Origin of the sequence: Amycolatopsis sp. PS_44_ISF1 (assembly GCF_032335455.1) — a bacterium.
Classification (GTDB): domain Bacteria; phylum Actinomycetota; class Actinomycetes; order Mycobacteriales; family Pseudonocardiaceae; genus Amycolatopsis.
In genome coordinates this window covers 1-21,871 of record NZ_JANUXO010000006.1, presented here as the reverse complement: position 1 = coordinate 21,871, position 21,871 = coordinate 1, and the positions used below count along the sequence as shown (strand labels likewise).

Annotated in this window: 26 protein-coding genes and 2 pseudogenes; 4 read left to right on the top strand and 24 right to left on the bottom strand. The window is 68.3% G+C overall.

Annotated features, from left to right (window positions below; genetic code table 11):
- The first annotated feature begins 80 nt into the window (after positions 1-80).
- Positions 81-437, top strand: coding sequence for a hypothetical protein (locus NYF13_RS35600; protein WP_315659498.1), 357 nt, complete (start codon positions 81-83; stop codon positions 435-437).
- 156 nt (positions 438-593) lie between these two features.
- Complete coding sequence (locus NYF13_RS35595) at positions 594-776, top strand: DUF1508 domain-containing protein (protein ID WP_315659499.1); 183 nt, start codon at positions 594-596, stop codon at positions 774-776.
- A gap of 732 nt (positions 777-1,508) precedes the next feature.
- Here NYF13_RS35595 and NYF13_RS35590 read toward each other — a convergent pair.
- The 3 genes from NYF13_RS35590 to NYF13_RS35580 are packed head-to-tail and all read right to left on the bottom strand — an operon-like array spanning position 1,509 to position 4,617.
- Positions 1,509-3,803, bottom strand: a complete 2,295-nt coding sequence (locus tag NYF13_RS35590; RefSeq protein ID WP_315659501.1) for an EAL domain-containing protein — start codon at positions 3,801-3,803, stop codon at positions 1,509-1,511.
- Positions 3,800-4,336, bottom strand: a complete 537-nt coding sequence (locus NYF13_RS35585; RefSeq protein WP_315659503.1) for a sigma-70 family RNA polymerase sigma factor — start codon at positions 4,334-4,336, stop codon at positions 3,800-3,802. Before NYF13_RS35585 ends, NYF13_RS35590 begins: the two co-directional genes overlap by 4 nt.
- Entirely contained in the window at positions 4,333-4,617 is a 285-nt protein-coding gene (locus NYF13_RS35580; RefSeq protein WP_315659506.1) for a hypothetical protein, read from the bottom strand. Before NYF13_RS35580 ends, NYF13_RS35585 begins: the two co-directional genes overlap by 4 nt.
- 307 nt (positions 4,618-4,924) lie before the next feature.
- On the opposite strand from NYF13_RS35580, the gene NYF13_RS35575 reads away from it, so the two are divergent.
- Together NYF13_RS35575 and NYF13_RS35570 are read left to right on the top strand one after the other, a co-directional pair.
- The gene (locus NYF13_RS35575) at positions 4,925-5,767 is read left to right on the top strand and encodes an SAM-dependent methyltransferase (RefSeq protein ID WP_315659508.1); all 843 of its coding nucleotides are present in this window, start codon (positions 4,925-4,927) and stop codon (positions 5,765-5,767) included.
- A 328-nt stretch (positions 5,768-6,095) separates the two neighbouring features.
- Positions 6,096-6,701, top strand: coding sequence for a hypothetical protein (locus tag NYF13_RS35570; protein WP_315662524.1), 606 nt, complete (start codon positions 6,096-6,098; stop codon positions 6,699-6,701).
- A 200-nt stretch (positions 6,702-6,901) separates the two neighbouring features.
- Here NYF13_RS35570 and NYF13_RS35565 read toward each other — a convergent pair whose 3' ends face one another.
- The 21 genes and pseudogenes from NYF13_RS35565 to NYF13_RS35465 form a co-directional block, all read right to left on the bottom strand.
- A complete protein-coding gene (locus NYF13_RS35565; protein WP_315661932.1) occupies positions 6,902-7,075 on the bottom strand; it encodes a hypothetical protein in 174 nt (57 codons plus the stop codon).
- A complete protein-coding gene (locus NYF13_RS35560; RefSeq protein WP_315661931.1) occupies positions 7,072-7,374 on the bottom strand; it encodes a hypothetical protein in 303 nt (100 codons plus the stop codon). The genes NYF13_RS35565 and NYF13_RS35560 overlap by 4 nt, the downstream gene beginning before the upstream one ends.
- 109 nt (positions 7,375-7,483) lie before the next feature.
- The gene (locus tag NYF13_RS35555; RefSeq protein ID WP_315662522.1) at positions 7,484-8,431 is read right to left on the bottom strand and encodes a DNA polymerase A family protein; all 948 of its coding nucleotides are present in this window, start codon (positions 8,429-8,431) and stop codon (positions 7,484-7,486) included.
- 326 nt (positions 8,432-8,757) lie between these two features.
- A pseudogene (locus NYF13_RS35550) lies at positions 8,758-9,423 on the bottom strand (hypothetical protein); the annotation flags it as partial.
- A 94-nt stretch (positions 9,424-9,517) separates the two neighbouring features.
- Positions 9,518-9,781 carry a hypothetical protein gene (locus NYF13_RS35545; protein WP_315661929.1) on the bottom strand — a complete coding sequence of 88 codons (264 nt, stop codon included), beginning with the start codon at positions 9,779-9,781 and terminating at the stop codon, positions 9,518-9,520.
- A gap of 21 nt (positions 9,782-9,802) precedes the next feature.
- Positions 9,803-12,481, bottom strand: coding sequence for a phage/plasmid primase, P4 family (locus tag NYF13_RS35540; RefSeq protein WP_315661928.1), 2,679 nt, complete (start codon positions 12,479-12,481; stop codon positions 9,803-9,805).
- A gap of 174 nt (positions 12,482-12,655) precedes the next feature.
- Positions 12,656-13,414: a hypothetical protein gene (locus NYF13_RS35535; RefSeq protein ID WP_315661927.1), complete on the bottom strand. Its 759-nt coding sequence runs from the start codon at positions 13,412-13,414 to the stop codon at positions 12,656-12,658.
- Between the two features lie 76 nt (positions 13,415-13,490).
- Positions 13,491-13,997 carry a DUF1353 domain-containing protein gene (locus NYF13_RS35530; RefSeq protein WP_315661926.1) on the bottom strand — a complete coding sequence of 169 codons (507 nt, stop codon included), beginning with the start codon at positions 13,995-13,997 and terminating at the stop codon, positions 13,491-13,493.
- Positions 13,981-14,253, bottom strand: coding sequence for a hypothetical protein (locus NYF13_RS35525; RefSeq protein WP_315661925.1), 273 nt, complete (start codon positions 14,251-14,253; stop codon positions 13,981-13,983). Before NYF13_RS35525 ends, NYF13_RS35530 begins: the two co-directional genes overlap by 17 nt.
- Positions 14,250-14,516 (bottom strand): hypothetical protein, encoded by a 267-nt coding sequence (locus NYF13_RS35520; RefSeq protein ID WP_315661924.1) that lies wholly within the window; start codon positions 14,514-14,516, stop codon positions 14,250-14,252. Before NYF13_RS35520 ends, NYF13_RS35525 begins: the two co-directional genes overlap by 4 nt.
- Positions 14,517-14,518: 2 nt before the next feature.
- Positions 14,519-15,013, bottom strand: coding sequence for a hypothetical protein (locus NYF13_RS35515; RefSeq protein ID WP_315662520.1), 495 nt, complete (start codon positions 15,011-15,013; stop codon positions 14,519-14,521).
- Complete coding sequence (locus NYF13_RS35510) at positions 15,014-15,274, bottom strand: hypothetical protein (protein WP_315661922.1); 261 nt, start codon at positions 15,272-15,274, stop codon at positions 15,014-15,016.
- Positions 15,271-15,684, bottom strand: a complete 414-nt coding sequence (locus tag NYF13_RS35505) for a hypothetical protein (RefSeq protein ID WP_315662519.1) — start codon at positions 15,682-15,684, stop codon at positions 15,271-15,273. Before NYF13_RS35505 ends, NYF13_RS35510 begins: the two co-directional genes overlap by 4 nt.
- Entirely contained in the window at positions 15,681-16,037 is a 357-nt protein-coding gene (locus NYF13_RS35500) for a hypothetical protein (RefSeq protein ID WP_315661920.1), read from the bottom strand. The genes NYF13_RS35505 and NYF13_RS35500 overlap by 4 nt, the downstream gene beginning before the upstream one ends.
- A gap of 82 nt (positions 16,038-16,119) precedes the next feature.
- Entirely contained in the window at positions 16,120-16,278 is a 159-nt protein-coding gene (locus tag NYF13_RS35495) for a hypothetical protein (RefSeq protein ID WP_315661919.1), read from the bottom strand.
- 128 nt (positions 16,279-16,406) lie between these two features.
- Positions 16,407-16,784: a hypothetical protein gene (locus tag NYF13_RS35490; protein ID WP_315661918.1), complete on the bottom strand. Its 378-nt coding sequence runs from the start codon at positions 16,782-16,784 to the stop codon at positions 16,407-16,409.
- Positions 16,785-16,872: 88 nt separating this feature from the next.
- Positions 16,873-17,196 carry a hypothetical protein gene (locus tag NYF13_RS35485; protein ID WP_315662518.1) on the bottom strand — a complete coding sequence of 108 codons (324 nt, stop codon included), beginning with the start codon at positions 17,194-17,196 and terminating at the stop codon, positions 16,873-16,875.
- On the bottom strand, positions 17,193-18,212 hold the full coding sequence (locus NYF13_RS35480) for a hypothetical protein (protein ID WP_315662517.1): 1,020 nt from the start codon (positions 18,210-18,212) through the stop codon (positions 17,193-17,195). The genes NYF13_RS35485 and NYF13_RS35480 overlap by 4 nt, the downstream gene beginning before the upstream one ends.
- 153 nt (positions 18,213-18,365) lie before the next feature.
- On the bottom strand, positions 18,366-19,523 hold the full coding sequence (locus NYF13_RS35475) for a methyltransferase domain-containing protein (RefSeq protein ID WP_315661915.1): 1,158 nt from the start codon (positions 19,521-19,523) through the stop codon (positions 18,366-18,368).
- Positions 19,524-19,527: 4 nt separating this feature from the next.
- Positions 19,528-20,499, bottom strand: coding sequence for an MvdC/MvdD family ATP grasp protein (locus NYF13_RS35470; RefSeq protein WP_315661914.1), 972 nt, complete (start codon positions 20,497-20,499; stop codon positions 19,528-19,530).
- 1,173 nt (positions 20,500-21,672) lie between these two features.
- Positions 21,673-21,871: pseudogene (locus NYF13_RS35465) on the bottom strand (hypothetical protein); the annotation flags it as partial.

Here is a 21,871-nt window from a genome sequence, read left to right as displayed (position 1 = left end):
CAGTACCACCTCCGCGCCACAACCGGCACCGACAATCCCTGGCCACCCAGCCCGGACGGGCTGCTCACCGGAGAAACTGGATGGCCGTACTCTGCGGCACCCAATTCGGCCCCGTCGAGGTCACCCTCCGGCTCCACCACCAGCCCCCCGCCGTGGACACGGTCCGCTGGGACATGAGCGTGGAACGCACCCTCCAGAGCCCCGCCGGCGAACTGATCGTCACCTCGATCTACAGCGGCGACCCCCAGACACTGACCGTCCCGGCAGGACACCTCCGCCTCCGCGTCTCCGTCAGGAACCGAGCCGGCGCCTCCACCCTGACGACACCACCGGACGCCACAGTCGAACACCACCACATCGACCTCTGGCCCGTCGAGACCGACCAACCCCCGCAGGTCGTCCACGGCCCGGACGAACTCGCGCAACACCTGAGGTGAAGCACACGCAATCACCGGCACGAACAGGCCCCGACGGGGGCCAGAACGCTGACGGGACAACGCGGCCTGGGGGGTGATCAGCGGGCGCGGTGGCCGCCGCAGGTTTAGGTTGGGCGTCGGATATTCGCGTGCAGCACAAAGAAAGGAGCACCCGCAGTGGCCGGCAAGTTCGAGGTGTACCAGGACAAAGGCGGCAAGTTCCGGTTCCGGCTGAAGGCCGGCAACGGCGAAGTCGTCGCGGTCGGTGAAGCGTACGAGACCAAGTCCGCGGCCAAGGCCGGATGCGAAGCAGTGCAGCGTGCCGCCAGCGACGCGTCGGTCGTCGAGGTCGACAGCTAACCGGACGGGCCCGGCGACCTGGCGCTTACCCGCCATCGCCGGGCCTGCCCACGTTGGCAGTACGACTTCGCCGGACGAATCCCGTTCGCTCGGCACACAGCCTGTGCGCGCCGGTGTGCTGTCGCGGTCGAGGGATGCTGATGACCGAATACTGGAGCGCAGAACACAAGCCGATGCTATGCACCAGCCACGATCGTCGACAGCAGCCGACAGGGGGTGGTGTCCAGATGACGATCAAAAGGACCGGACAGCGCTCAATCTCAAGCCCCACCATGCTGACGTATCTGCCCCACCCGACCGGCTGGACACCCTGCTCGGCAAACTGAAGCAAGTGCGTCGCGATCGACCCGCGGCGGTAGCTCGAGTTCGTCCTGCCCCTGTCTCCTGGTCTGATAGATCCGGCGACAGGGAACCCGGTGCCGGATCTGGTGCAGTTGTTTCGACCTGCCGTTCTCCGGAGCCGTGCGCCGTCATATGACCTGCCCGCGGGCCGGCGACTTCACCTCCTTAGGCATACGTGGCTGATTCTGCGCGAGCAGTCGCCGGGCTTGCCCGGCGGGCAGATCGTCGCCACCGCCGCGTCGGTGGACGCCTCGGTAGCCCGGATCGTCGGCGCTGCCGGTGCCCGCGTCGTGGTGCGGCGGCCACAGCACCACCGTGCACCGTCACGCTGGGATGCGAGACACCGGCGGTGTGCGGTCCGGCGGCGATCTACGGCGCGGCACCGGGGGGTCACGGCCGGGCCGTGTGGGTGCCGAGTTCGGTGTGGACGTCGGCGGCGCTGAGCGAGGCCCCGGGCTGATACAGCGCGAACCCGGGCAGGGGTGCGGGCTGGTTTTCGGCCAGTGGGCGGGCGTGGAGGGCGTGGATGGTGGCCAGTGTGCTGGTGAGCAGTGTGGTGTCGCCGCGCCGGGTGAGGTGTCCGACGGTGGCGGGGTCGAGGCCGATGGTGTCCCAGGGCAGGTCGGTGAGGGCGGCGGCGGGCCAGGCGTCGCCGTAGGCGCCGGACAGCGCGAGCGAGCACCCGGAGTGGGACAGCTCGGCCAGCCGGGTGAGCACGGGTGGGGCTGCGGTCAGCGCCGTGGCTGGGATGACCAGCTGCAGCTGCCCGGGTTGCAGTGCGGCGGTGGCGGCTTTTGCGGTCAGGGCGTCGAGCAGGGTGTCGTCATGCACGGCCCGGCCGGGTAGGTCGAGCAGGATCTGCGGGGTGTGCCCGACACCGGTCCAGGTGTAGATGTCCCGGCATGCCAGATCCAGCATCAGCGGCAACGCCGCCGCCAGCAGACCGGTCTGCTCGGCCAGCTCCGCGACGTCGGCCAGCCGGCCGAGCCGCCCGTCCGGCCCGGTCCAGGACGCCACCGGCCGGATCCCGCTCAGCATGCCCTCCGGTGTGCACACCGGCTGGTAGCGCACGCTCAGGCGGGTGTTGTGGATCGCGTCGTCCAGCTCGGCCAGCGCGGTGAGGGTGTGGTGGTGGTCAGCGTCCTCGGCCGGCTCGGCGTGAATCACAGGGTCGGCGCAGCGGCCGGGGTCGCGCCGTGCGCGGCGGGTGCGGTGCAGCACGGTCTTGAGGGTGTCACCGGGCTGGACCTCGGCGATGCCGATGCGAGGATGCAGGCGCAGCCGGTGCCCGCCGACGCGGACGGGATTGCTCATCCAGTCCGCGAGCTGTGTGACCAGCCGTGTCACGACCTCCCAGCCCGGCAGCCCCGAGAGCAGCACGAGCACGTCGCCGTCGCCGTGGCTGTGACCGGCCAGCAGCTGGGGGCAGTCGGGGTCGGTGATGGCGAGGATCTGGGTGTGGATCCGGGTGAGCAGCCGGTCGTGCATGTCCTGGGTGAGTACGTGGTCCAGATCGCGCCGGGCACCTATCCGCACGGTCAGCAGCGCCATGCCGCCGGCCGGTGGGTGCTGTAGCCGCGCTTCGGCCTCGTCGGTGAACACTGATGCGCTGAGCAGGCCGGTGTCGCAGTTGCGGTCGGCGCTGTGGGCCAGGCCGCGCAGCAGGGTGACGTCGGAGAGCAGGACGCTGACGCCGCGCTGGGTGTCGTGGGCGTGGCCGAAGGTTGCCGCGATCCACCGCGCGGGGGTGTAGTGGTCGGCGGGCAGCTGGAGCTCGATGCGGGTGACCGTGTGCTGCGGCGCGCCCGCGACCTGTTCCACGGCGCCGCGTAGGACGTCGGCGTCGCTCTCGCAGCCGGCCAGTGCCGCAACATTCTGGTCGCGGAGCTCGGCGAAGGTCCGTCCGAGCAGGGCTTGGGCGGCGTCGTTGGCTTCCACGATCCGGCCGTGCCGGTCGAGGGTCAGGACCGCGGCGGCCGGCTCGGGGGTGCGCGGGCGTGGCTGGTGGGCTGCTCCGGCCGGGTTGTCGTTGTGAGCGCGCACCAGTGACAAGCCCAGCAGGGTCTGGTCGTCGCGGACCCGGTCGCGCAGCCCGGTGGCGAATCCGCCGGCGAAGTCACCGACCACGCGGGCCCGGACCCGACGCGGGGCGTGCGGGGTGAACTCGGTGGACAGGTCCGACAGCAGGCACACGCACGCGCCGAGTGCGTCGGCGGACAGCTTGTGGGCATAGGACAGCTCGCGGCCCACCTCACGCGGGCTCGGCATCGGCCGGTCTGGGTCCAGGAGTTCCTCGGCGCGGTCGAGGCTCGCGCCGAGGTGGTGCAGCAGGATCGCGGTCCAGCGCCCGAAGTCCTGGTCGGCGAAACGCGGGTGCGTGGTCAGGTAGGCCTTGTCCGCCATCGCTTTGAGCCAGCGGCGGCCGAACTCGACGGCGTCATCCGCGGTGAGCCGCAGCCCGGGGGTGACCGGGTTCAGCAGCGTGGCCAGGCCAGCCGCGGTATCGGCGAGCAGCAGCCGGTCCACCCTGCTGGCCGGAGCCTCGTCGGCAACGGGTGCAGCAGCAGGGCCGGTGCGCGGCGCGGCGGCACGGATGCGGTCGAACACCTGGTCCAGGTATTCCACCACCGCGTCGCGCGGGCGGGCCGCGGGAGACGGCATCGGGCGGGGGGCGGGGTCGGTCATGGCAAGGTCCCTTCGCTGTCAAGACTGGAGGCATCGAGCACGAGCGCGCGGACATAGGTGCGGGCGCGCAGGATGTAGTCCTCGACGGTGCGCGGTGAGCGGTTCATCAGGCGGGCGATCTCGTCGACTTCGTCGCCGAACATTTTCTTCGCCAGGGCGAAACGCAGGTGCTGAGGCAGCGTGGCGATCGCCCGGTAGACCAGGAGCACCGCATACTCATCGGGGCCGACCCAGGCCAGCTGCAGCGTGGCCATCCGCGGCTCGTCGAGGCTCGCGCCCTGGCGCTGCGAAGCACGCCAGGCGTCGATGCAGCGTCGGCTGGCCACACGGTTGAGCCACGCGCGTTTGTCGCCAGTGATCTGCCGCCAGGACTCGGTCATTTCCAGTAGCGCCTGCCCGATAGCGTTCTCGTGGTCGATGCCGGGAAACCTGCGTCGCAGCCGGTCGTTCAAGCGGGGTTCGTACTCGTTCATCAGGTCGGACAGTTCGACGATCTCGTGCTCGGTCAACGAGGACGGCGGCGACTCGCTCACGCCCGTCCTCGCCGGCCGCAATGGCCCGCACCGGCCGCAACCGCGGCCTGAGTGGTCACGAGCACCGCACCGGACGGCGCGATCTCCAAGCGCACCGCCTGCGCGTCACGTAGCAGCGGCGCACATTCCCGCAGCACCATCGCCGCCGAACGGCACCGCAGCCAGCCTCGGGTAGCGAGGACCAGCCCGCCGGCGAGCTGGGCCGGCGGTCCCGCCCAGCGCCGCGGCAGCCAGGGCACCGCGACGAGGCCGAGCAGGAACAACGAAACAATCGGGGACATTGGGAGAACTACCCTCCATGGGTCCGGGGACACGGGTCATCACCCACCGGCGCCGAGGACGCCGTTGTTACTTACTTGTCGACCGACGACCCCGGAATCCCGTGACGGATCACACGAACCAGAAATTGTCACCCGAATGCGCCACGACGCAGGGACGCGTGGTGCATCCTCACTCCACGACGACGCTCTTACGAGTGAAGTGGTGCCGTCTCGCTGCGAAGCACACGGTTCCGCCCGGCTGGCAGATGCACTGTGCAAGCTGCCGTTGCTAGCGTCGATACGGAACCGGCGCGAAGGGGATCACACCGTGGGCACGTCATCCGAAGACCCGCACCGACCAGCCACCCCGATCGTCGACATCGAGAAACCCAGTGTCGCCCGCGCCTACGACTGGTACCTGGGCGGCTCCACCAACACCGCCATCGACCGGGACTTCGCCGAACGCGCCGCCCGGCTCATCCCCGCCCAGACCATGGCACTGGACAACCGCAACTTCCTACGCCGGGTCGTGACCTACCTCATCGACCACGGCATCCGCCAGTTCATCGACATCGGCTCCGGCATCCCCACCGTCGGCAACGTCCACGAAGTCGCCGCCTCCCTCGCCGACGACGTCCGCGTCGTCTACATCGACAACGACCCCGTCGCCGTCGCCCAAAGCCACCTCCTCATCGATGACGATCCCCGCACCACCGTCATCAACGCCGACATCCGCGACCCGGCCACGATCCTCGGCCACACCGACGTCCGCGACCTGCTGGACTTCGACCAGCCGATCGGGGTGCTCATGATCGCCGTCTGGCACTTCATCACCGACGAGCACCACCCCGCCGACACGATCGCCACCTACCGCGACGCCCTGCCCAACGGCAGCTACCTCGCCCTGTCGCACCTGTCCGAGCGGCACGCCACCGCGGAACTGCGCGCGCGGATCCGCGACTGCATCACCACCTACACCACCAGCGCGAGCCCGCTGGTCCCCCGCGACCCGGACACCCTCACCCAGTGGCTGACCGGCTTCGAGCTGCTCGACCCCTCCATTGTCCCGGTCAACCGCTGGCATCCCGACCTGCCCGGACCCGACGGGCCTGACAACCGCCTCATCATCGGCGGCCTCGCCAAATACTCCGCATCGACGAGGTCAAGCTGACGTCGACGTGACACCCCGGACCCTGGCACCTGTCAGCACCGGGACAGGCCATGTCGTCAGCCGGCCATGCCGGACCGGATTCTCCGGCTGAACCCGGTCCGCCGGCGCGTAGCGGCGCGGCGAGCTCGCGGACGTCGCGTCCGGCGATGTGCTGCTGGACCTGCAACTGCCCACCGCTCTTGCGGGTGTCCGGACAGACTCGCGCACACCGTGCTGCGCACCAACGCCCGGCCGAGCCCGGGCATCGAAACCGTGCTGCGGCGCGGAATGCTCCGGACATGGCCGATCACCCATTCGTGTCCACGGGGTGGCTGGCTACGGTCATCGGGTGACCGGACTCGAAGCTGGTGCGCGACCCCAGCGCAGCGCGCTGGAACTGATCGCGGTATGCGTCGCACGGCTGCGGATAACCGACCCGGCGGACACGCGGGCCTCGCTTCTGGCAGCGTGGCACGGGTTCGGCACCGCCGAGGCCGCCGGCCGCATGCTACGCGACGACAACGACGAATACGCCGAGCTCGCGCGCAACGCGACGCCGGTGTTCGAGGCCGTCGCCGTGCTGATGCGGCGGGCACCGTCGATGCCCTACACCGACTTCGTGGTCGAGAACGTCAGCGGCCTGATCCCCGAGAGCCACCGGCCGACGGACGACAGCGACCAGATCGACGACCCAGACATGGTGGCGGACCTGTCCGCGGCAAGCCAGGTCCGCAGAGCGATCCTCACGCTCGCACTCGAACTGAACACGCTGCTGCCCGAAGCCGCCGAGAACGCCGCCGCACCGGAGGACCGCGTCGCGTGCGAGCACGGCACCAGGCTGGCCTACGAGCTGTCGAACTGCTGGGAGGGCAAGCCCAGCTCGTACCTGAATGGCAGACGGGATCTCATCGGCGACCACAAGACGCCACCGTTGGCCGCAACGAAACAGGTCTAGAGACAGAAAGGGGCCTCGTCCGACGCTCTCACCGAGAGTTCTCGGTGGAAAGAACGTAACAGGCTCCCCGGGCCTGATCAACACCAGGGGGAAACTACTCAGATTCGTGATATCTACTTGTAAGTAGCAAAAGACCCCCGCGCTCCATAGTGGAGTGGGGGGGTCGTGGGTGGGCGCGGGTGCTCTCGGTGGAGCCTCCGTCAGCCGGCGGTGGAGAGTGTCAGGTCGTCCGTCTCGTGTGGGTCGAGCTCGTGGCGCTCGTCCTGGGGAATGTCCCAGTTCATCGCAGCAACCGCGGTGCGGGCCTCGGCGAGCAAGCGCGCGTGCAGGACCCGGCCGCCGAGTTCGACAGCCGAGGGGACGGAGCTGGTCACTGTGTTCCTTCCTGGCCCTCCCACCGGTTCACGGCGGAGTGGAGCGCGGGGATGTGCGGTTCGAGGATGGCCCGTGCCTTGAGAAGCGCCAGGCGCGTCGAACGGATCTCGTCCGACAACGCAAGCCGACGGGGGTCGAGCACGGTGTCCAAAGTGGGATTGGAGACGCCATTCGACGCGGGCACCTTGGATGCACGAGTTCCAGGCGGCGCCTCGTACTGAGCGTCGATTGCAGGAGACAACACACCCCCCAGGCGCGTCATGGTGTCGATGAGCTGCTTGAAGCTTTCCTTTACCATACTCAACTGATCTTTTACCTTTCAACTTTGTTCATCGCCCGTTGGGCGCATTCCGTAACCTGCGAACGTATGTTCGAAAAGTGGGATGGGTCACATGGCCGAACCCTTGTCAGGAAGCGTCAAGCAGGGCCTTTTCCTCCTCGGGCATGTAGCCCGCACCCCAGCTCCGGCCGTATACCTCGGGCTCCGACGCAATCGGGATCTCACGGAGCGTGGTCTCCATGAGGCGGCCGATCTCGCGGATGACCTCCTCCGCGTCCTCCGCCGGGGCCTGGCAGACCAGCTCGTCGTGAACCGGGAGGAGCACGTGATGGCTCAGGCCGGCGTCGTCGATCCGGCAGAGCGCACGGGCGAGAACGTCCCGCGCGGTGCTCTGGACCACGTAGTTCGTCGCCGCGTAGGCGCGGTCGCGGTCGAGCGGCAGGCGGCGACCGATCGGCGTGTAAACGGCCCCGCCCTTGTACGCGGCCTGGCGCTGGAGCGTGCGGCCGAAGCGCGGGATCTCCGGGTAGACCTCGTCGTAGCCGTCGGCCGCGGCCTTGACCGGCTCGTAGGGCAAGCCCGCCTGCTTGGCCAGCCCGGTAGGGCCGCCGCCGAAGACCTTGCCGAAGCCGATGATCTTCATCAGGCCGCGCATCTTCTTCTGCTCGGCCGGCGAGGCGGCGTCCCACCGTGCTCCGTAGACCATCCGGGCCGTCTCGGTGTGGAGGTCGGCTCCGGCGGCGATCAGCGTCTTCATGCGCGAGACGTCGGCCAGCGCCGCGAGGACGCGCATCTCCACTGCGGAGTAGTCCGCGGCGACGATGAGCTGGCCCGGGTCGGCGAGGATCGCGCGCCGGATGGTCCAGTCGCCGGAGGGGAGCTGCTGGAGCGGCGGGCCGGACACACTCATCCGGGCCGTCCGCGCGGCCAGGCTCTTGATGGAGGGGTGGATGCGGTCGTGCTCGTCCCGGTCCAGGAGGAAGGGGAGGGCGTAGCTTTCCTTCCACTTCTCCGCGCGCTTCGCCCGGACGATGGAGTGAGGGGGTTCGGCTCGCGGATGCCGAGCCGCTGCCAATCCTTGTTGAGGTCGGCCATCGGCAGGAGCACTTCCTTGCCCACGGCCGGATTTCCGGTGTCGGTCTTGTCGTTCCAGGCTTCGCCCATGCCCAGAAGGGCCGCGATGACCTGGGCTGTCGAGTTGACGTTCTCGACCCCGTAGCCCTTGGCCGCGTGACGGTAGGTCTCCGCCTCCTCCATCAGGCGGCGGATGAGCTTCTCCGTGTACTCGACGTCGACCAACAGGCCGCGGCGCTGCTGGCGGGCGAGAATGAGCTGGACGCGGTGCTCGAACTGGGCCAGCTTCGAAAGCCCGGCCTGCTTGATGATGACACCCAGCTCGGCGAGGAGCCGGGCGGTGTAAACGACGTCGAGCCCGGCGTAGGTGACGTAGAGCGGGTGGTCGATGGCGACGTGGGTGAAGCCGTACGCGACGTGCGGCTTCTTCGGGTACTGCTGCTGCCACGCCAGGATCTCGTCGCGCGAGACGGTCTTCTTCCAGGCCCGGTACAGCTCCAGGAAGATCCCGTTGAGGCCGCTCTGGGTGTCGGCGGCGTCGGAGTCGACGTACACAGTGGACATCGGCTTGAGGCCGAGGCCCGTGCCGCCGTCGGATTCGGTTCGCGGGTCGCACAGGTGACCGAGGATGTAGGTGTCGAACACCCGCGGGCCGAGTGACTCCAGCGACGCGAGGCCGCACCGGTCGAGGACCAGAAGGTCGAAGACCGCGTTGTGCGCGACGAAGCGGAGGTCCAGGCGGGCGAGTGCGCGCTGGATCGCGGCCCGGAACCGGTCGGTCCGAAGCACCCACGCTTCCCGGGCATCGCCGAACTGGACGAGTCGACACTTGAAGGTTTTGGAGTAGATCTTGAGGCCGGTGGTCTCGGTGTCGAGCGCGATGATGGGGGGGAGAGCGGTGAGGAACCGTTCGAAGCCGGCCAGATCCTCGCCGTGCTCAGGGAAGTGAATGGGGATTTCGTCCCCGTTTACACGGTGCTTGAAAATCTTCACGGGCCGCCGTCCTTCTTGGTGGCGGGCGTGGGAACGCGAGAAGGCCCCGCCTCCCGGGCGGGGAGGCGGGGCCTGGTGGTGGACCGGCGGAGGGCTACTCGCCCAGGAGCGTCCGGAGGTTCTCGATGACGACGGCGTTGTCCTGCCGCTGGGCGGCGGCCTCGGCGCGGACGTCCTCCAGCCGGGCGGCCTCTACGGCGGCCTGGGTCTCGACGTCGGCGAAGCGGGCGTTCGCCAGCTCCAGGTCGTCGATGGCGTGCCGGAAGGTGCCCTTGGCGTGAGCCGAAACGCCCGACGCGGTGGAGAAGATCTCGTCGAGCGAGGGCGGGGTGGCAAGGACGTTCGTGCGCTTGGACATCGGGTGCTTGTGCTCCTTCGATCAGAGGAAGGCGTCGAGGCTGGGGGCCTCGACCGCGCCTTCCACCGGTACTTCTGCGAGGCGCTCGGCTTCTGCTCGCGATTCCTCAGACGAGTTGCCGGGGGCGGTCTTCTCGGGGGCACCGTGCTCAGAGGGGCGGCGCTTGCGGATGCCCTTGAAGGTCACGGTCCCGCTCGGTAGGGTCTTGACGGCGCCGCGCTCTTCGAGGGCCTTCCAGAACGTCGAGCGCTTCCAGCGCTCTTTGCGGTCGAGCTGCTCCTCCTCGCACCACTCCTGGTAGAGGCCCCAGACGTCCTGTCCCTTGATCCGGCCCTTCGGGTCCTTGACGAGATGCTCGGCGTAGAACTCGGCGAGGTTGTCGGAGGTCTCCTTGAACTCCGCGGTGGCCCTGGTGACGACTTCGGGGTCCTGGAGCGTTTCGCGGAACCATTCCCGTGCGCCCTCGACAGCCCAGGCCAGAATCCCGGCCGGACCGTCGCCGTAGTCCTCGCCGTCGCGGTAGGCGGCGTCGGGTACGCGCTTACCGAGGAACTTGGCGGTGAGGTACTTGTCCTTGTCCTCGTCGGTGAAGGTGCGGTCGAAGGGCACGAGCTTGACCCGCCTCCAGAGGCCGTAGTCCTGACCGCGGAAGTTGGGCTTGTAGTTCGTCGCCAGCATGATCAGGAAAGCCGGTACGAATTCGAAGAACTCCTTGCGCATGAAGCGCGCGGAGATCGTGTCGCCGCCCGTGAGCCGCTTGATCACGGCTTCCGCCATCTGGCGGCCCTGCTCGCCCTCGGACGCCATGACGAGCCGGGAGCCCTTGAGCGCGGCGATGTCGTTGGGGATGCCGCCGGAGGGCTTCACCTCGAATGTCGAGAAGGGCGTGGTGGTGGAGATGCCCTTGAAGATCCCGGTGAGGGTCTCGATGAAGACGCCCTTGCCGTTCGAGCCGCCGCCGTAGAACACAGCCAACGCCTGTTCGGTGGTGTGCCCCGTGATGCCGTAGCCGACGAGCCGCTTCATGTAGGCCGGGAGGTCCGGATACTTCTCGAAGATCTCGCCGAGGAACTTCTCCCAGCGCGGGTTGCGGGCGCCCTTGAGGTAGGACGTCTCGACCCGGCGCAGGAGGAGGAGGTCTTTGGTCGCCGCGGAGTACGGCGCGAGGTCGCCGGACTCCAGGTTGACGACCCCGTTCCCGCAGGCGAGGAGGTGAGGGTGCTGGTCGAAGTCCTCGTAGGACGCAAACACCCCCGGGAGCGCGCGAAGCTCACGGATCATGGAGTCGATGCCCTTGGTGGACATGACGTAGGAGACCAGCGATCCGGAGCGGGCCTTCTTGCGCTGGGCGTCGAGGAGGTCCCCGGTGGTCTCGCGGAGGGCCTTGTCGTCGATGCCGGCGACGCGGGTGTCCATCGCCTGCATCCGGTCGAGGATGGCGCGCTGGACTCGAGCCGCGACGGTCTGGGCCTGCGAGCGGACCCACTCCGCGTGGTCGACCTGCCAGGTTCCGGCGTCCGGCCGGTAGGCGATGAAACCCGCCTCGGTGGTGAAGCGGACGTCGCCGCCCTGCTCCTGGATCACGGCGAGGAGCGTCTTGGCGTTGTAGACGTCGGAGAAGAGGCGGGTGATGTCCTGGGCGATCTGCTCCACCGTGATCTCGTCGGAGCCGTAGCGCGGTGCCTCCTGGACGGCCTGGACGAAGGCGCGGTCGAAGGCCGCCCCGGCCAGCTCCCGCCACTTGGTGATGTCGTTCCCGCCCTCGACGGGGATGGTGAGCTTGTGAACCTCGACCTTGCGCGTCGAGAGCGCGGCGGCGACGTCGCGGGTGAACTTGGCCCCGGCGGTGTCGGCGTCCCCGGCGACGACCACGCGGCGCCCGGCGAGCCCGGCGGCCAGCTCGTCGGCGAGCGCAGCGTTCGCGCCGAGCCCGGCGCCGCGGATGAGGATGACGTCGTAGCCGAGCGCGGCGGCGGTGAGCGCATCGCCAGGGCCCTCGGTGACCACTACCTCGGCCCAGCCGGAGCCGCCGGAGAAGTAGCCGTACTTCGACCACGCGGCGCCCTCGGGGTTCTTCGGACCCGACCACTTCGCGCGGACGCCCTCCTCGCGCAGGGCGCGGGCCTGGAGGTAGTGCGGATGGCCGTCGAAGTCGTTGAACGGCACCACGAGCCGCGGTGCGTCGTGGTAGAGCGCGCGGGAGAGGATCAGCTTTCCGCCGTCCACGGTGCCGTCGTCATAACCGAGACCCAGCTCCCAGAACTTCTCGGTGTCAACGCCGAACCGGCGGTAGGCGTAGTCGAGCGCCTCGGCGGTCTCGGCGTCGCGAGCGTGCTGGATCGCACGGTCGAGGTAGAACTTGAGCGCGGCCCGGTCGCCCACCGAGGGCTTCTCAGGCACGCGGCCCGCGGAGCGGAGATCGTCGATCGGGCCGGGCTCGACGTCGAAGAGGTCGGCCATCGAGAGGTCGAGCGCCGTGAGCACGTCCCTGGTCTCGCATCCGGCGCGGCACTTGAGGCCGACCTTGCGCGACTCGGCGTTGTAGCCGACGCGCAGCGACGGCCGCGCGTCCTCGTGGGCCGGGCACGTGACGACGTACCCGTTGGACTCGGTCTCGACCTCGTCGAAGCGGTCGAGGAGAGCGGCGAGGGTGAGGCGATCCGACGGCCCGGCGGGGGCGGGGTCGTTAAAGAGGTCCACGGTGCTCCTGCTTGTTTAAACGACGGAAGGCCCCGCCCTCCGGGTGGAGGACGGGGCCTTCCGGTGCGCGTCCTTGGCGTCGAACCGGGACCTCTGCGAGGAGGCCCGGTTCTGCTCACGTCAAGGCAGGCTTGACGCGGTTCGGCCGCTCAGGACGGGACCGAGCTGATGGGCTCACGCACGCGCCAGGCGGCCGTAGTCGTCACGCCAGACCTGGGTCGGGTAGGGCTGGCCGGGGTAGAACCGGTCGTGCCAGACCCGGCTGGCCGTGTCGGTAGGGCCTTCCCACTTGCCGTCCGCCCAGCTGCTCGTCGCCCAGGCCGAAGCCGGGACACCGGCGACGCAGCCGTGGTAGATGAGCCACTGCTGAATGTTGCGGACCTCGTCGCGCTCCGAGCCGTAGAAGCCGCCGTGGCTGGCGGCAGGACCACGGAGATTGCCGTAGTAGTGGCCTGTCGGCAGATTCCAGGCGAAGACGCCCGGACGCCCAGCCGGAGCCGGGTTCGAGGTGACTCCGCCGAGGAAGCCCCACGGCGCGTTCGAGTCGAAACCCGCGCGATTGCGGGAGAATGACACGTGGACGTGCTGGGTGTGCGGGTTGGAGCCGTTGTACGGCGTCCAGCGTGAGAAGTCATCCGACGTGATGCGCCGGTTCCAGATCACGTACCCGCCGCCTGCCAGTCGCGGGTCGCCGGCCGCGCCGAGCTTGCGCAGCTCCTCGGCCAGCCATCCGGCATCGATGCCGTCCTTATCGATGTCGCGGGCGCGGACGACACCGACGCCGTCCACCACTACCCACGGGTTGTGGTCGGACGTCCGCGACGCGTGCGCGGCGTCGCCGATCGTGCCGTCGCTGGCCTTGTCACGGCCCGGCCATCGCGCGTTGACCGCGGCGACGAGGGTGAGGCTTGCGTTGCAGTTACGCCAAGTCATGAAGGGAAGTTCCTTTCGGAGACGACGAAGGCCCCGACGTCCGAAGTGGACGACGGGCCCTCCGCTGTGGGCGCGGCTACCGGCGGAAGAGCCGGGCCACGGAGGAGGCCGCCCGCAGGACCAGGCGGCCTCCGACGGCCAGGAGCGAGGCGGGGACGATGACCGGTGCGGCAAGGGCCGTGAGGCCCAGCACGGCCGGGGCGTCCTTGCACCACTCGGGCCGACGGATCGGGTTGAACACGGCGCCCCAGCGGACGCCGACCCAGACGAGCCAGCGCGTGACGATGTCCACGTCCAGTTCGCGCATGATGCGGCGGAAGACGGCGTCGGTGTCCCGCGCCGAGATCTCGCCGGCCGCGATGCCGACCGAGCAGAAGTAGTCGTGGACGATGGCGGCCTGGGTGTAGGCGCCGAGCTTCGGGATGGCCCAGGAGACGACGGCCGGGATCGTGGCGAAGTCGGTGACGAATCCGCGCGGGATGCGCCACGAGTCGACCTGCCCCCAGTAGAAGGCGTCGCGGAGGACCTCGAAGCTCACGCCGTCCGGTCGGCAGGCGACCTCGGGGTCATTCGGGAACGGCACTCGTGCACTCCCTCTCGTGAACGACCTCGTTGCCGAGGGCAATGGGCTTCCACTCGGGGTGGGCCTCCTCGACGCGACCGACGACCCGCGACGGGTCTCGGTGACGGGTCGCCCCGGTGAGGCGGGCCTTCGCCTTGCCGGCCGTGTCGTACGGGCCGAGGTAGTAGTGGTGGACGACGTGGCCGCTCTCGTCGAGGAGGCGGATGGACGCGCGGTAGAGGACGTCGCCCTCGTACTGCCGGGCGTAACTGCTCACGCGCTGACCTGCTCCCAGGCCGCCACGGTGGACTCGACGTGGCCGTCCACAGTCTTGCCATGCGTCCGGCCGCAGCGCTCGGCGTACGCGCGGTTGTGGTCGTTGCGCCGTTTCGCGCGGGTGACCGCGGCGCTCGCCTGGCGCCGGTCGATGAACGGGCCGTAGTAGTAGGTGGAGACGCTGGGCTCCTGGCCCTCGCGCTCGATCGTGGTGGTGACGGCTCCCCGGAACAGCTCCGGCGCCTCCGCGTGAGTACGTGCCATGATCAGCTCCTCTTGTCCGAAGTGGACGAGCCGCGGTGCCAGGACTCGCCGCCGCCGTGCTCGTCGTAGGCGTGGCCGTCGAGGGCGACGAGGAAGTAGCGCAGCGATCCGGGCCGGGTGGCCCAGACCCGTCCGGTCCGGTCGGACTTCTCCCAGACCTCGAACCGGTGGCCGTTGGCTTCGATGACGGCGCCGGGCTCGCCGGACTTTGCCGCGAAGACACCCTTGCCGGGCTTCGGCGGCCGGTAAGTCGGGACGGCGGCCTTGCGCGGGAAGCCCGCCCAGCCCATGCCGACCCAGCGGACCGTGTTGCCGTGCCAGGGCAGGCCGGGCGCGTTGACCGTGTGGGTCTCGGCGCCGTCGCCAGGGTGGGCGTCCTTGATGCGCTGGGCGGGCACACCCGCGCGGACGAGTGCGTTGTGGAGCGCCGGGGCGCCCTCGACGAACGTCCGCGCGGGCTCGCCGCCGTCAGGCGTGACGGTGACCTTGTAGCGCACTCAGGCCGCCCGGTGCACCCGGCGGGCCGCGCGCTGGCGCTTGCCGGCCGCGCGGCGACGGCGCTTCTCTGCGGGCTCGATGCCCGCGAAGATCGGGACGCCCGTGTTGCGGGACCTGACGTTGAGGGCCACGAGGGTCCGCGCGGCCACGGGGAGCGCGGCGCGCAGCGAGTGCGGCCGGGGCGCGGCGGGGAGGCCCTCGGTCGGCGCGGCAGCGAACTCGGCGCCGTGGGTCCAGCCGATCTCGGTGGGTTCGGTCACTTGGTCTCGTTCTCCTTCTGGGTGTCGGCCATGTGCTGGTCGAAGAGGGCCGGGCTCGCGCGGAGGAGCTGCTGCTCGGCGCGGCGGAGCCGGGCGACGACGAGGCGGAAGGTGGCCAGCGTCATCACGGCGTAGCCGCGGTCCACGCCGTAGCGGCGGCGCTTCACGACGGCCGCGCCGTAGGGCTCGCCGGCCGCGGTGGCCTGCTTGTCGGCGTCGTTGAGGTAGCCGGAGAAGTTGTGGCTCGCCTCGTCCTTGAGCTGGAGGGCGAACGGCGAGAGATGGATGTCTCCTACGTCGATGTGGCCCTCCTGACGGGGCCGGATCGCGGCCCGCCCGAAGACCTCCCGGAGGGAGTCGAGGACGGACCGCTCCCAGCGCGCGCCCTTGGCCGCGTTGGGATTGCTCACGCGGCGGAGGCCAGGGTCAGCCGTCGTGCGGGGTGGCGGGCCGCCTTCTGCCGCTGGGCCACGATGATCTCGGTGGCCCTGGCCGAGCGACGGGAGCCGAGGAACGGCAGGATGGCGTGGAGCACGGCCACCGCGGGCTCGCCGGTGATCTGGGCGACGAGCAACGGCTTGCGATCCGGGACGATTTCCGGATGGGTCTTCGCCTGCATGAGGTCGGCGGCGCGGAGGATGACGTCGAAGTCGGTCATCTTCACGCGAACGCGGGGGTTGCCGCGCGGGGCGTCGAAGCACCCTTCGCCGTCCAGTAGACCGGCCAGCCAGGCAGCATCAACGCGGTCGAGGTCGAGGGTCACTCGTGGATCTCCTTGGAGCGGGTGCAGAAAGGCCCCCGTTCCCTGGGGAGGGAACGGGCGCCTTTCTTGGGGAGTGGAGAGGTCAGTCCTCGACCGGCAGGCCGTGCGCCTCGCGGTACGCCTTCACGGCCGCTGCCGACAGGAAGCCGCGGACGCCGACCTCCAGGTCCGGACGGTTGGCGCGCAGGTACGCGCGCATCTGCGCGGTGGTCGGTTCGGTGGCGGCGTCGGTCTCGTTCACGTGCGTCTCCTCGAAAGTTCTTGGGTGCTACCAGCGGGCGGGGTGGTCGGGCCGCCCGGTCCAGCCGTGTCTCCGGGAGGGGCCTGGCTCAGCTACTCGGCCCGACCGTGACGATCTCGGTGGCGAGATCAGAAGGGAGTGTCGACCGACTTGGCCAGGAACTCCCGGCCGAGGGTCTTGTCCTCGGCCGTCGCCGCGGCCAGCGTCCACGGGGCACTCTGGCCCGGCTTCTTGTGGCCCTGGCCCAGCCGGCCCAGCACCATCGCACCGATGGACGGCTTGAGCTGGGACTGGAGGACCTTCGGGAAGACCAGAGTGTCCACATAGGATTCACCGCTGTGGTCGCCGTCCAAGACGAAGACGTCGGCGCGGATGGCCGAGGAGTCCCCGTGGACAGTCTTGATGCTGTGCTCCTGCCCGTGAACCTTGACCAGCAAGAGGGAACCGTTGAAGTTCTTCCACTCGATGCCGGTCGCGGTGCTCGGGTCCTTGAATTCGTCGCTCATGCGGGGGCGCTGCTCCTTCTCGTGCCTCGCGAGTGAGCCGGCTTTTCCCGGCTCACTGGGAGAGTTCTGCGAGATGGAGCGCGTCTGCTCAGCTTTGCGGGCAGGTCTTCGCGGCGGCTTCCTGCGCGGCCTCGGCGGTCCGGATCGCGGTGTTGAGGTCGGCAATGGACGGTTCGCGGGGGACTGGCTCCGCGGCCTTGCGCAGGAACGGGGGGAGATCGACGAGGATTGCGAGCGGGCCGACCGTGATGAAGCCGAAGCCATGGTCGAGGGCTCGGCCGAACTCGACGGCCTCTGCGGCGCTTCGCCGGCCGATGGCCGGGATGAAGTAGTGGAGGATGGATCGGATCACGTTGTCCCCAGGAGGAAAGGCCGGGCGGGGACCGTGATGGCCCCGCCCGGCGGTGGTCACGAGGAGGTGGACTCCAGCTCGGCTTTACGCACGGAGGCGAGCGCGGTGAGGCCGGGCGTCCAGATGTCCTGGTGCATCGCGTGGATGCCCTTGAGCTCCGCGTAGGACGCGGCGCGGCGGATCATCTCCGGGATGGGCGTGGCGGTCGGGCGCGCGGTCACCGCGGCGAAGGGCGTCCCGATGTCCTTGCGCTTGCGCCAGGAGTGGACGCCCGGGGCGAGCGCCGAGGCGGCCTCCCATCCGGCCGCAATGTCGACCCAGATGAGCTGGGCCTGACCGGAGCGGGCCGGGAGGTGGCAGACGATGGCCCAGCGCGGGTGGACGTCGGGAAGCGGCGTCCGGGTGCCCAGAGTGTGGTCGTAGTCGAGGGAGTTGCCGTAGACGCCGAGCTGCATGGCGATCTTGTTGAGGCCGAAGAGGCCGGCGTCAATGGAGCCGCCGGTCTTGAGGTCCCAGATGACGTTGCCCTCGACCAGCTCGCCGTCGGGCGCGACGAGGCCGCCGACCGGGACGCGCATGATGCGGTCGTAGGAGCCGCCGACGCGGAGCGCGTCGTTTACACAGAAGCCTTCGATGGCAACGACGGTGAAGCCTTCGGTGATCTGGCGGTACGCTTCGATGTCGGGCTCAAACTCCTCGGGGATGTAGCCGAGGGGGAGGCCCTTGTCGATGTTCTCGGTGAAGGTGTGGAGCGCGGTGCCCATCGTGGCGGCGGCCGAGCCGGAGGCGGCTTCGAGGGCGGCCTTCGCGAGGTCGTTGAGGGTCCGTTTCTGGAACCGGTCCTTCGGGTTCGTGATCGCGGTGGCGGCGAGCTGGAGGTCCCGGCGCTGGGCCATGCCGAGCGCGACCATGCGCATCTGCCACTGTCCGAGGTGGTAGGTGTCCTCCAGGACGCCGACGAAGGTGGTGGTCCGGGTGTAGGGGACGGCCTCGGTCTCGCCCGGCGGCGTGATCAGCGGGCGGCCCCAGCGGTCGCGCGGGAGTTCGGTGGCAACCGTGGTGAACGGATCGGTCATGTGCGGGCTCCGGAGTGGTGTGAGGGTGTGCCACTTCGGGAGGTCTGCGGGATGCTCGTCCACTACTCAAAATCCCCGTCTCGGCGAGGCGTGCCGAGACGGGGATTTTGAGGTGCTGTATGCCGCTTGTCAGCGGTTACTTTCGAGTGCTGTCTAATCGGCGCTTCCGGTGAGAGGCCATGAGTGGTCTCCCTCCGCATCGTCGAGCCAGACGTACTGACAGCCGGTCACGTTCGCGGCCGTGACGCCCATGCGGTTTGCGCCTGGCCGGCCAAGGTTGTCGAACGCGCTGGCCGCGTGCTCGACGATGTCCCACAGCCGATAGTGCCCATATTGCCGCACACGATGCTTGCCGTCCCCGTTCGGGCTCAGACTTGCCTCCGCCCGAACCCTGCCACGGTGGGCGACCACGAGGTCCTGTTTGTCCATCCTGCCCATCTGGATTCCGGGCGCGTGCAACCACAGGAACAACGCGAAATCCGGATCGAGCGCGGTGGCAGGGTCCAGCGCGGTCATGCCGTAGTGCGGCACCCCGAAAACCCCGGTCGAAAGGACTCGGCCCGGGGCGAGAGGGTTGCTCACGTCGTCGCGCAGCGGCATGAACAGAGCAGGGAACGGATCGATCACGCCGACCACCTCATCGTCGGCGGTCTTGTCCAGCACCAGTAACGGACCAGCGGTGGCGGCGTCGAGCGGTGCCACAATCCGGCCCTCGGGCGCAAGCTGGTCGATCCACGCTGGCGGAATCGACGAGACCGCGCACGTCGCGATGATCCGATCGAATGGCCCTCCTTCAGGCCAACCCGCCGCCCCGTTACCGACGACGATCCGCGGATGGCGGCCGGTCGAGGCGAGACGCTCGCGGGCGGAGTCGGCCAAGTCCGGGTCGAGTTCGATCGAACCCACCATGTCCGAGCCGAGCCGGTGTGAGAGCAGTGCTGCGTTGTATCCGGTACCGGTGCCGATCTCCAGCACTCGGTGCCCTTCCCGAGCTTGGAGCAACTCCAGCATCGAGGCCATGACGCTCGGCTTGCTCGATGACGAGCTTGGAACGCTCACCTCGGTCGTCCCTGCCGGAACCTGGCGGACCTGCGTGGTGAGGGCTTCGTCCGCATAGACCATGTCCAGCCAGCGCGGATCATCGGTCGTGATCAACTGGCCGTTGTCGACGATCGCGGGCACGTACCGGTGACGCGGCGTGGCGGCGAACGCCGCGCGCCACGCCAGGTCCGTCAGCACCCCTGCTGCCACCATGTGATCCGCGAGGGCGGATGCCCGGGGCGCCCAGTCGGCAATGTCGATGCCATCCACGGAGCTACTCCTTCATCAGTTCGTCGGCGATCGCCGAAGCGATCGGCAGGTCACATGCTTCCGCCAACCAGCCCCACGCGCCAGTCGCGTTCGCCTCCAGGGCCACCCACGACTCATCCGGGCGTATAACGAAATCGAATGCGCCGAACGCTAAACCGGATATTTTCAAGTATCGGAGTATTCCTGTGCGCACTTGTTCGGGAACCTGGATCACATTGTACGTGTGCGAATCGTAGTCGGACCGCCAGTCCACCAGGCCATTCTCGCTGTCGACGTGAATTGTAACTGCGAAAATTCGATCCCCGACGACGGTGACCCGGGCCTCGTACGACTTGGCCTGCCACTGCTGGAACAGGTGCGCGGTCAGCTCCACGCCGTGGAGGGAATCCAGTTCAGCTGGCCCCACACGGCGCGTGTAAACGAGTGCCTCACCTCCGGATTCGTACACTATGGGTTCGGCCAGGGGCTTTACTATCAGGTCGCCGACAGATTCAGCGAAGGCGCGAACCGCTTGCGCATCGTTGGTAATTAGCGTGGGCGGGATAACCAATCCTGCTCGCTTGAATAACGTGAGCTGGCGTGGCTTGTAGGCCGCGTCGGCTATCGCGGACGGGTGCGAGAACCATCGAACAGGCAGGCTCGCCAAGATTCCACCCAGTCCGACTCGCGCCTGGGCTCGGCTGAAACGAAGTTCGGGACCGGACATGCCTGCTGGCATTTCGAATTCTGTCGGTTTCCCATAATAGATGGAAGTGATTTGATCTAGCGCCAGCGTATTCACATTGTCGCGAAGTGATCCTCGCCAATTTTGCGCGTCGGAGGTGAGTGTTGCGGCAAGGCGCGATGCGACGGGAAAATCTGCGGTGTTTAGCTGTTCCCAGCGGACGCCGCGTTTGTCGAGTTCGGCGCCAACCTGCTTGACCGCCCAGTCTCGGACGCCAGCCATTACGACGAACGGATCGGTGGCCTCAGTCATCGGGCACCGTGTATCCGTCTTCGATCATCTTACCGTCGCTGTTGCATTTGTTGGAAATGTACGTGTTGCCGGCCGCTGTACGGTGCCTCGATGCTGGTAGCGGGTGAACCTGGCGTGCCGTTATGTCGCGTAGAATGAACGGGCGTGTGGAACTGGGGGGCTCGTCGCTCAGGGGAGGGTTCTTGGCGTTTACGGGAAATCGATGCACCGGGGGCAGAAGTGGGTCATTTTGTGGCTGACGCGAGTCAAGGGCTCCGGTCATGCGTATTTATCTCCTTTCGATTTCCGTTTAGAAGGTTCGTGCATTGGGAGCACGTCCATTCGGGGGCAGGCGCGGCTACGCGCGATGCGCTGATTCCGTAGCGTTCGTGGCGAAGTCCGAACGGGCGGTGCTCCTCGCACCACGGCAGAAGTCGGAGAGGGTAATCGGCGGCGAGCTGGTCGCGGCGGTAGAGGTGGGCGACCTGGCGCAGGAAGTAGCGCCACTCGTAGGCGGCGGCTGGTGACATGGCCTGCCTCGTGAGCGCGGTATACAAAGCTCCTCAAGGTTTTTTGGGGTTCCATTTTTCGATTGCACTCAATTTGCTGTGTTTATCTCGGGAACAAGGACGGAGTCTCGATAAGGGGTCAGAATGACGTAGCTATTCACGGGAGAAACCCCGCACTCGGCGCACGAATGCTCCTCGCACGCAAACCATAGTGTATGCGCCGCCTCCTTTCTAAGAGGGTCCTCCAGGTCGGTAATTATTTGGTAGGGAAAAAATTTCCCGTCAAGAAAAGATCGTGCAATTATGATTGTTACCCAGTCGGGAAACCAGTATGCATGGGGCCACGAATAATCAACTGGCGCGTCGTGTCTCAAAGGCTCGAAACGGCCGGTGTCTCGTTTCTGGCGGCCTGCCCAGGGCTGGTAGTTATGTGCGAGCATTCCGAAGTCATAGGCGTCTACTGTGACCGGCCATCGCGCTACAGGGTGTGCCGTGTCATTTGCGTCGGAGGTCATGAAGGTTCCCGGGCTCGTGAGGTGGAGGTCGGCCCCGGCCGGGCTGGGGGGCTCGTTCCCGACCGGGGCCGACGTTCGGGGAGCCTCCGCGGCCTAGGAGGCGGTTCAGCTTGCGCTGGTGAATAGGCGCGGTCAGCGAACATTGCCACTCGCGATTCGCACGCGACGTCTCAGCACGGGCCTACTTGCTCTTCACCAAACCATGTCGGGTGTGGCGCGGGTCGCTGGACGAGTCCGGTTGGTCGGATCGTGGCCGGTGTCCTTGCCTCGGCGGGGATGAAGCATTTCGGATGCGGGGTGAGGACCTGGAACGGTGCGTCGGCCTGGCCGGGCGCACCGATGGTCAGCACGGCGCGGAGAGTCCACTCG

What these genes read in the sequence shown, in the direction of transcription:
- NYF13_RS35600 (WP_315659498.1), top strand. Translation starts at nt 81, where the DNA reads ATGGCCGTACTCTGCGGCACCCAATTCGGCCCCGTCGAGGTCACCCTC.
- NYF13_RS35590 (WP_315659501.1), bottom strand. Translation starts at nt 3,803, where the DNA reads ATGACCGACCCCGCCCCCCGCCCGATGCCGTCTCCCGCGGCCCGCCCG.
- NYF13_RS35580 (WP_315659506.1), bottom strand. Translation starts at nt 4,617, where the DNA reads ATGTCCCCGATTGTTTCGTTGTTCCTGCTCGGCCTCGTCGCGGTGCCC.
- NYF13_RS35560 (WP_315661931.1), bottom strand. Translation starts at nt 7,374, where the DNA reads ATGGTAAAGGAAAGCTTCAAGCAGCTCATCGACACCATGACGCGCCTG.
- NYF13_RS35545 (WP_315661929.1), bottom strand. Translation starts at nt 9,781, where the DNA reads ATGTCCAAGCGCACGAACGTCCTTGCCACCCCGCCCTCGCTCGACGAG.
- NYF13_RS35535 (WP_315661927.1), bottom strand. Translation starts at nt 13,414, where the DNA reads ATGACTTGGCGTAACTGCAACGCAAGCCTCACCCTCGTCGCCGCGGTC.
- NYF13_RS35520 (WP_315661924.1), bottom strand. Translation starts at nt 14,516, where the DNA reads ATGGCACGTACTCACGCGGAGGCGCCGGAGCTGTTCCGGGGAGCCGTC.
- NYF13_RS35490 (WP_315661918.1), bottom strand. Translation starts at nt 16,784, where the DNA reads ATGAGCGACGAATTCAAGGACCCGAGCACCGCGACCGGCATCGAGTGG.
- NYF13_RS35480 (WP_315662517.1), bottom strand. Translation starts at nt 18,212, where the DNA reads ATGACCGATCCGTTCACCACGGTTGCCACCGAACTCCCGCGCGACCGC.
- NYF13_RS35470 (WP_315661914.1), bottom strand. Translation starts at nt 20,499, where the DNA reads ATGACTGAGGCCACCGATCCGTTCGTCGTAATGGCTGGCGTCCGAGAC.